This is a genomic window from Streptomyces sp. SolWspMP-5a-2, assembly GCF_900091845.1.
GTDB classification, from domain to species: Bacteria; Actinomycetota; Actinomycetes; order Streptomycetales; family Streptomycetaceae; genus Streptomyces; species Streptomyces doudnae.
Map to the genome: position 1 here is coordinate 1 of NZ_FMCI01000160.1, position 10,250 is coordinate 10,250.

Sequence of the window (10,250 nt, forward strand, 5' to 3'; positions counted from 1 at the left end):
CCGACCGGGACGCCCTCGCCGCGCTGCTGGCCGCCGTCCCCGCCGCCCACCCGCTCACCGCGGTCGTGCACGCGGCCGGGGTCCTCGACGACGGACTCCTGGACACCCTTACCCCCGAGCGGTTCGCCACCGTCCTGGACGCCAAGGCCCGCTCCGCCGCCCACCTGCACGAGCTGACGCGCGACCTCGGCCTCACCGACTTCGTGCTGTTCTCCTCCACCGCCGGTGCCCTCGGCGCCGCCGGACAGGGCAACTACGCCGCCGCCAACGCCTACCTCGACGCCCTCGCCGAGCACCGCCGCGAGGACGGCCTGCCCGCCACCTCGGTGGCCTGGGGCCCCTGGGCGGGCACCGGCATGGCCGGTGACGGCACCGGCATCGAGGACCGGGTCCGCCGCGGCGGCTACACCCCGATGAGCCCCGAGGACGCCCTCGCCGCCCTCGACACCGCCGTCGGACACGGCGACACCGCGCTCGTCGTCGCCGACATCGACTGGCAGCGCTACGCCACCGTCTTCGCCCCCAACCGGGCCCTCGTCGGCGACCTGCCCGAACTGCGCGCCGCCGTCACCGCCACCACCCCGGGCGACACCGAACCGGCCCTGCGCCGCGAGGTCGCCGCCCGCACCGGCGCCGCCCGCGAGCGGTACGTGCTCGACTTCCTGCGCGCCCAGGTCGCCGCCGTGCTCGGCCACCCCGACCCCGACGCCGTCGAACCCGACCGGGCCTTCACCGACCTCGGCTTCGACTCGCTGACCACCGTCGAACTCCGCAACACCCTCGGCGCCACCACCGGCCTGCGGCTGCCCGCCACCCTCGTCTACGACTTCCCGACCGCCCGCGACCTCGCCGCCCACCTCCTCACCGAGATCCTCGGCACCCTGCCCGACACCACCGCGGGCGCCCCCGCGGGCGCCGGCCGCGCCACCGACGACGACCCGGTCGTCGTGGTCGGCATGGGCTGCCGCTTCCCCGGCGGCGTCGAGTCGCCCGAGGACCTGTGGCGCCTCCTCGACGAGGGCCGCGACGCCGTCTCCGGCTTCCCCACCGACCGCGGCTGGGACCTCGACGCCCTCGCCCGCGGCGGCTCCGCCACCCTGGAGGGCGGCTTCCTCGACGGCGCCGGACGCTTCGACGCCGCCTTCTTCGGGATCTCCCCGCGCGAGGCCCTCGCCATGGACCCGCAGCAGCGCCTCCTCCTGGAGACGTCCTGGGAGGCCCTGGAGCGCTCCGGCATCGACCCGCAGCGACTGCGCGGCTCGGCCACCGGTGTCTTCGTCGGCACCAACGGCCAGGACTACGCGACGATGCTGCGCCGGGGCACCACCGACGTCCGCGGCCACGCCGCCACCGGCACCACCGCGAGCGTCATGTCGGGCCGCCTCTCCTACACCCTCGGCCTCGAAGGCCCCGCGGTCACCGTCGACACCGCCTGCTCCTCCGCCCTGGTCGCCCTCCACATGGGCGCGGGCGCGCTGCGCTCCGGCGAGTGCTCCCTGGTTCTCGCGGGCGGCGTCTCCGTGATGGCCAGCCCCGACGCCTTCGTGGAGTTCACCGCGCAGGGCGGCCTCGCGGGCGACGGCCGCTGCAAGGCGTTCGCCGACTCCGCCGACGGCACCGCCTGGTCCGAGGGCGCCGGCGTCCTCGTCCTGGAGCGGCTCTCCGACGCCCGCCGCAACGGCCACCCGGTCCTCGCGGTCCTCAGCGGCTCCGCCGTCAACCAGGACGGCGCCTCCAACGGGCTCACCGCCCCCAACGGCCGCGCCCAGCAGCGCGTCATCCGCCAGGCCCTGGCCGACGCCCGCCTCACCCCCGCCGACGTCGACGCCGTCGAGGCGCACGGCACCGGCACCACCCTCGGCGACCCGATCGAGGCGCACGCCCTGATCGCCGCCTACGGCGACGGACGCGACCCGTCCAGGCCGCTGCTGCTCGGCACCGTCAAGTCCAACCTGGGCCACACCCAGGCCGCGGCCGGTGCCGCCGGTGTCATCAAGACCGTCCTCGCCCTGGGCCGCGCGCACCTCCCGCGCACCCTGCACGTGGACGCCCCGTCCTCGCACGTCGACTGGTCCGCGGGCACCGTGGAACTGCTGCGCGAGCGGCGCGACTGGCCCGAGACGGGCCGCCCGCGCCGGGCCGGTGTCTCCGCGTTCGGCGTGAGCGGCACCAACGCCCACGTCATCCTCGAACAGCCCGCGCCGGTCACCGAGGAGCAGGCCCCGGAGGCGACCGGGCCCGCCCCGGCCGTCCTGCCGTGGCTGCTCTCGGCCCGCTCCGAGCAGGCGCTCACGGCGCAGGCGGCCCGGCTGGACGCCTTCACCGCGACCCGCCCGGAGGTCCCGGCCCTCGACACCGCCTACAGCCTGGCCGTCGGCCGCAGCGCCTTCGCGCACCGCGCGGTCCTGCTGGTCACGCCCGGCGGCGAGCCCGTGGAGACCGTCCGCGACCGTGCCACCGACCGCCGCCCCGCCGTCCTCTTCTCGGGCCAGGGTTCGCAGCGGGCCGGGACGGGCCGTGACCTGTACGGCCGTTTCCCGGTGTTCGCCCAGGCGCTGGACGCGGTCCTGGCCCGTCTGGACGTCCCGGAGCTGCGGGAGGTGCTGTTCGCCGAGGCCGACGAGCGGCTGGACACGACCGGGTACACGCAGCCCGCGCTGTTCGCCGTCGAGGTCGCCCTCCACCGGCTCCTCGAATCCTTCGGCGTGACACCGGAGTTCGTGGCCGGACACTCCATCGGTGAGATCGCCGCCGCGCACGTCGCCGGGGTCTTCTCCCTCGACGACGCGTGCACGCTGGTCTCGGCCCGTGCCCGCCTGATGCAGGAACTGCCGTCCGGCGGTGCCATGGTGGCCGTCCAGGCGACCGAGGCGGAGATCGCCGGTCGCCTGACCGACCGGATCGCGCTCGCCGCCGTCAACGGACCCGACTCCGTGGTCGTCGCCGGTGACGAGGCCGAAGTCCTGGCGCTGGCGGCCGAGTTCACGGCCGAGGGCCGCAAGACGCAGCGCCTCTCGGTCAGCCACGCCTTCCACTCGCCGCTGATGGACCCGATGCTCGACGCCTTCCGCGAGGTCGCCGAGAGCCTCACCTACGCCGAGCCGACGATCCCGGTCGTCTCCAACGTCACCGGCACGCTCGCCACCCCCGGCCAACTCACCGATCCCGCCTACTGGGTGACGCACGTCCGGGAGACCGTCCGGTTCGCCGACGGGGTCCGCGCCCTCGCCGACGCGGGTGCCGACGCCTTCCTGGAGGTCGGCCCGCACGGCGTGCTGACCGGCATGGCCGCCCGCGTCCTGGACGACGACGCCGTCGCCGTCCCCGCCCTGCGCAAGGACCGCGACGAGGAGACCGCCCTGCTCACCGCGGTCGCCCGGCTGCACGCGGCAGGTGTCGCCGTCGACTGGGCCGCCTGGTTCGAGGGCACCGGCGCCCGCCGCACCGACCTGCCCACCTACGCCTTCCAGCGTGAGCTGTACTGGCCCGAGCCCGCCACCGGGCCCGGCGCCGACGCCGGACAGGACCCGGTGGACGCCGCGTTCTGGGCCGCCGTCGAACGCGAGGACCTGGAGGCACTCTCCAGCACCCTCGACCTCGACGACGCGCTCCTGTCGAGCGTCCTGCCCGCCCTGTCGACCTGGCGGCGCGGCCTGTCCGAGCGCTCCCTGCTCGACGGCTGGCGCTACCGGGTGACCTGGCAGCCCGTCACCCCGGCCGCCGCCGGGGGCGCGAGCGGACCGTGGCTCGTCCTCACCACCGCCGCGCTCGACGGCGACCCGTGGACCGAGGCCCTCGCCACCGCGCTCGGCACCGACGCCACCCGCCTCACCCTCCCCGACGACACCGCCGACGCCGTCGCCGCCCTGCGCGACGCGGCCACCGGCACCGCCTTCGCCGGAGTCCTCTCTCTGCGCGCCGCCGCTCCCGACACCCTGCTGCGGCTCCTCGCCGACGCCGCGCTCGACGCCCCCCTGTGGTGCGTCACCCGGGGCGCCGTCACCGTGGGCCGCGCCGACCGGGCCGCCGACCCCGAGCAGGCCGCCGTCTGGGGCCTCGGCCGGGTCCTCGCCCTGGAGGAGCCCGAGCGCTGGGGCGGACTCGTCGACGTCGACCTGATCGCCGACGCCCGCGCCGCCGAACGGCTGCGCGCCGTCCTCGATCCCGCGCGGGCCGACACCCCCGCCGAGGACCAGGTCGCGCTGCGCGCCTCCGGGCTCTACGGCCGCCGCCTCACCCGGGCGGCCGCCCGGCAGCAGCGCGCCGACTGGCGGCCCACCGGGGCCGTCCTGGTCACCGGCGGCCCCGAGGGCTTCGGCGGGCAGGTCGCCCGCTGGCTCGCCGCGCACGGTGCCGCCGAGGTGCTCCTCGCCGGACCCGACGCCCCGCGGGACGCCTTCGACGCGCTCCGCGCCGACGTCGAGACGGCGGGCGCCGCCCTCACCGTCGTCCGCCACGACGACCCGGCCGAGCCGGGTCCGCTCACCGACGCCGTCGCCGCGCTGCCCGCCGACCGCCCGCTCACCGCCGTCGTCCACACCGGCGACACCGGCGCGGCCGAGGCGTCCGACCCGGCGACCGCGGTGGCCGGCGTCCGCGCCGCCTACGACGCGCTGACGGCCGCCGTCGGCACGTCCGTCCTCGACGCGTTCGTCGTCTTCGGCTCCATCTCCGCCGTCTGGGGCGTCAGCGGGCAGGGCACCGGCGCCGCCGCGGGCGCCTGCCTCGACACCCTCGTCCAGCAGCACCGGGCCCGCGGCACCAACGCCGTCTCCGTCTCCTGGGGCGCCTGGGACGGCGCCGGGCCCGACGGGCTCGCCGCCCACCTGCGCGCCAACGGCCTGCCCGCCCTGGCGCCCGCCCGCGCCCTGGCCGCGCTCGCCGCGGTGACCGGCGAGGCGGCCGAGGACCCGGCGGCCGACGCCTCCGTGACCGTCGCGGACGTCGCCTGGGACCGCTTCGCGCCCGCCTTCACCCGCACCCGCCCCGGCGCCCTGTTCACCGGGCTGCCCGAGGCCCGCGACGCCCTGCGCGGCGCCGAGGGCGACGGCGGCGACGCCGGGACCGCCGCCCTGCTGCGCGACCGGCTGCGCCAGGCCGACCCCGCCGACCGCACCCGGGCGCTGCTCGACGTGGTCGTCACCGACGTCGCCACCGTCCTCGGCCACGCCGACGCGGGCACCGTCCCCGCCGAACTCGCCTTCAAGGACCTCGGCTTCGACTCGCTCACCGCCGTCGACCTGCGCAACCGCCTCGCCGCCAGCACCGGGCTCACCCTGCCCGCGACCCTGGTGTTCGACTACCCGACGCCCGCCGTCCTCGCCGACCACCTGCTCGCCGAACTCCTCGGCGCACAGGCCGAGTCCGCCGCCGTCACGACCCGCGCGGGCGCCGACGCCGACGACCCGATCGTCATCGTCGGCATGAGCTGCCGCTACCCCGGCGACGTCCGCTCGCCCGAGGACCTGTGGGCGCTGCTCGGCGCCGGTACCGACGCCATCGGCGGCTTCCCCACCGACCGCGGCTGGGACCTCGAACGGCTCCTGCACGGCGACCGCGAGGGCCGCGGCCGCAGCGTCACCCGCGAGGGCGGATTCCTCTACGACGTCGCCGACTTCGACCCCGCCTTCTTCGGGATCTCGCCCCGCGAGGCCCTGGTGATCGACCCGCAGCAGCGGATCGTCCTCCAGGCCGCCTGGGAGGCCCTGGAGCGGTCCGGGATCGACCCGGCGGAGCTGCGCGGCGGCGACACCGGCGTCTTCGTCGGCGGCGGCAGCGGCGACTACCGCCCCGCCATCGGCCAGGCCGGACACGTCGAGACCGCCCAGTCGGCGAGCCTCCTCTCCGGCCGCCTCTCCTACACGCTCGGCCTCGAAGGACCGTCCGTCAGCGTCGACACCGCCTGCTCCTCCTCCCTGACCGCCCTGCACCTCGCCGCCCAGGCGATCCGCTCCGGCGAGTGCTCCCTGGCCCTCGCGGGCGGCGTCACCGTGATGTCGACCCCGGTCGGCTTCGTCGAGTTCGGCGAGATGGGCGCGCTCTCCCCGGACGGCCGCTGCAAGCCCTTCTCCGACGACGCCGACGGCACCGCCTGGGCCGAGGGCGTGGGCATGCTGGTCGTGGAGCGGCTCTCCGACGCCCGCAGCCGGGGCCACGAGGTCCTCGCGGTGCTGCGCGGTTCCGCCATCAACCAGGACGGCGCCTCCAACGGGCTCACCGCCCCCAACGGCCCCTCCCAGCAGCGCGTCATCCGCAAGGCGCTGGCCGCCGCCGGGCTCACCGCCCGCGACGTCGACGCCGTCGAGGCGCACGGCACCGGCACCACCCTCGGCGACCCGATCGAGGCACAGGCCCTGCTCGCCACCTACGGCCAGGACCGGCCCGCCGAACGGCCGCTGCTGCTCGGCTCGGTGAAGTCCAACATCGGCCACACGCAGGCCGCTTCGGGCGTCGCCGGGATCATCAAGATGGTCCTCGCCATGCGCCACGGCACCCTGCCCCGCACCCTGCACGCCGACACGCCCTCCCGGCACATCGCGTGGGACCCGGACGCGGTGCGGCTGCTGACCGAGACCGCCGACTGGCCCGAGACCGGCCGCCCGCGCCGGGCCGCCGTCTCCTCCTTCGGCGCCAGCGGCACCAACGCCCACGTCATCCTCGAACAGGCCCCCGCCCCGTCCGCCGCGCCCGCGCCGGACGCCACCGGCGGCGCCGACCGGCCGCTGCCCGTACCGCTCTCCGCCGCGACCGCCGACGCCCTCGCCGACCAGGCCGCCCGGCTCCGCGACCGGGTCGCCGCCGCCCCCGCGGACCAGCCGACCCCGCCGACCTGGCGCTCTCCCTGGGCACCACGCGCTCCGCGTTCGAACACCGCGCGGTCCTCGCCGTCCAGGGACGCGACGAACTCCTCGACGCGCTCACCGCGCTCGCCGAGGGCCGCTCCGACGCGAACGTCCTGCGCGGCCGCAGCGCGCCCGGCGGCCGGACCGCGTTCCTCTTCCCCGGCCAGGGCTCCCAGCGGGCCGGTGCGGGCCGCGCCCTCTACGCCCGCTTCCCGGTCTTCGCCACCGCCCTCGACGAGGTGCTCGCCCACTTCGACCGGCACCTCGAACGCCCGCTGCGCGACGTCATGTTCGCGTCCGAGGGCACCCCCGAGGCCGACCTCCTCGACTCCACCGGCTGGACCCAGCCCGCCCTGTTCGCGCTCGGCGTGGCCCTGCACCGGCTCGTCGAGTCCTGGGGTGTGCGGCCCGACCTGCTCGCCGGACACTCGGTCGGCGAGATCGCCGCGGCCCACGTCGCCGGGGTGTTCACCCTGGAGGACGCCTGCCGGATCGTCGCCGCCCGCGCCCGCCTCATGCAGGCACTCCCGGCCGGCGGCGCCATGCTCGCCGTCCGCGCCGCCGAGGACGAGGTCGCCCCGCGCCTCACCGACCGCGTCTCGCTGGCCGCCGTCAACGGCCCCGAGGCCGTCGTGGTCTCCGGGGACGAGGACGCGGTGACCGCGCTCGCCGACGAGTTCGCCGCACTCGGCAGGAAGACTAGGCGTTTGCGGGTGAGCCATGCGTTTCACTCACTGCACATGGACGCCATGCTCAAGGACTTCGAACAGGTCACCCGGAGCGTGTCGTACACCTCGCCGAAGCTGCCCCTGGTGTCGAACCTCACCGGGGAACCGGCCACCGACGACCAGGTGTGCGACCCCGGGTACTGGGTCGAGCACGTCCGCCGGGCGGTCCGCTTCGGCGACGGGGTCCGCACCCTCGCGGGCCGCGGCGCGACGCGCTACCTCGAACTCGGCCCCGACGGCGTCCTGTGCAGCCTCGCCCAGGACACCCTGGACGTCCTCGCCGACGAGAACCGGCCCGCCCCCGCCGTCGTCCCGGCCCTGCGCACCGGACGCGACGAGGAGCGCTCCCTGATCGCCGCCGTCGCCCGGCTGCACGCGGCCGGACAGTCCGTCGACTGGCCCGCGCTCCTGGACGGCACCGGCGCCCGCCGCGTCGACCTGCCCACCTACCCCTTCCGCACCCAGCGGTTCTGGCCCGACGAGGCACCCGCCGCGTCGGCGGCGCAGACCACGTCCGACGCGGGCGACGCCGCCTTCTGGGCCGCCGTCCAGGACGAGAAGTTCGACTCGCTCGCCGGTGAACTCGGCGTCGACGGCGACGCGTTGGAGCGGGTCCTGCCCGCCCTGCGGGACTGGCGGCGCAAGCACGGCGACCAGTCCACCGTCGACGGCTGGCGCCAGCGCATCGCCTGGCGGCCGCTGAACCGGGCCACCACCGGCACCCCCGCTGGCAGTTGGCTCGCCGTGGTCCCCGCCGACCACGCCGACCACCCCTGGACCGGCTCCGTGCTGAGCGCCCTCGGCACCGGCGCCCGCGTCCTCACCGTGACCGGGCAGGACCGCGCGGCGCTCGCCGCCGAGATCCGCGAACACCTCGCCCAGGCGGGCCCGCTGACCGGCGTGGTCTCCCTGCTCGCCCTCGCCGGACAGGACGGGCCCACCGCGGGAGCCGCCGCCGGGCTCACCGGGGGAGTGCCCACCGGCGCCGCCCTCACCGCCACCCTGCTCCAGGCGCTCGGCGACGCCCGCACCGACGCCCCGCTGTGGTGCCTCACCCGCGCCGCGGCCGCCGTGTCGCCCGCCGACACCGTCGACGCGCCCCTGCAGGCCGCCGTCCACGGACTCGGCCGGGTCGCCGCGCTGGAGTACCCGCAGCGCTGGGGCGGCACCATCGACCTGCCCCGCGCCCTCGACGAGCGGACCGCGGAGCGCCTCGCCGCCGTCCTCGCCGACCCCGAGGGCGAGGACCAGCTCGCCGTCCGGCCCGGCGCGGTCTTCGGCCGCCGCCTCGCCGCCGTCCGGCCCGGCACCCCGCAGGACTGGCAGCCCACCGGCACCGTCCTGATCACCGGCGGCACCGGCGCCCTCGGCGCCCGCACCGCCCGCAGGCTCGCCGGAGCGGGCGCCCGCCGCCTGCTGCTCCTCAGCCGCAGCGGACCCGACGCCGAGGGCGCCGCCGAACTCGCCGCCGACCTGCGCGCGCTGGGCGCCGAACCCGTCGTCGCCGCCTGCGACACCGCGGACCGCGACCAGCTCGCCGCCGTCCTCGCCGCGATCCCCGACGACGCTCCCCTCACCGGTGTCATCCACACCGCGGGCGTCCTCGACGACGGCGTCGTCGACGGCCTCACCCCCGACCGGTTCGCCACCGTGTTCCGCGCCAAGGTCGCCTCGGCGCTGCTCCTCGACGAACTGACCCGCGGCCACGACCTGGAGGTCTTCGCCCTCTTCTCGTCCGCGTCGGCCGCCGTCGGCAACCCCGGCCAGGGCACCTACGCCGCCGCCAACGCGGTCCTGGACGCGCTCGCCGAACGGCGCCGCGCCGAGGGCCTCCCGGCGACCTCCGTCGCCTACGGCGCCTGGGGCGGGGAGGGCATGGCCGACGGCGTCCGCGCCGCCGCGCTCGCCCGCCGCACCGGCATCCGGCCGCTCGACCCGGACCTCGCCGTCCTGGCCCTGCGCCAGGTCGTCACCGGCACCGACCCGGTCGCCGTCGTCGCCGACGTCGACCCCGAGCGGTTCGTCCGCGCCTTCACCAGCGTCCGGCCCAGCAGCCTGCTCGCCGAGATGCCCGCCCACGCCGCCCTCACCGCCGCCCCCACCGGCGACACCGGGCCGTCGGCGACCGGCCTGCGGGAGCGGCTCGCCCGCCTCCCCGAGGGCCGCCGCGCCCCCAGCGTCCTCACCCTGGTGCGCGAACGCGCCGCCGAGGTCCTCGGCCACACCGGAACCGACCAGGTCGGCCCCGACAAGGCCTTCCGCGACCTCGGATTCGACTCACTCGGCGCCGTCGAGCTGCGCAACCAGCTCGGCGCCGCCACCGGACTCACCCTGTCCGCGACCCTCGTCTTCGACCACCCCACCCCCGCCGCGCTCGCCGGGCACATCCTCGGACAGCTCCTCCCCGACGGCGCCGGCGCCCCCGCCGGCGGCGACGAGGAGCGGGCCGTGCGCGCCGCCCTCGCAGCCGTCCCGATGGACCGGCTGCGGGAGAGCGGGCTCCTGGACCGACTGCTGGAACTCGCCGGGCAGCACCCGGCCTCCGGCGACCAGGACACCGCGGCCACCGACGGCGACGACGACGCGTCCGACGCGTCGATCGACGCCATGGAGATCGACGACCTGGTGCAAGCGGCACTCAACGGCAACCCTGACCATGAGCGGGACTGACGGAGCCAAC

General features: G+C 77.2%; 1 pseudogene. It reads left to right on the forward strand.

Going from position 1 to position 10,250, the window contains the following annotated elements:
* Positions 1-10,240: pseudogene (locus GA0115242_RS42485) on the forward strand (type I polyketide synthase); the annotation flags it as partial.
* Between the last annotated feature and the right edge of the window lie 10 nt (positions 10,241-10,250).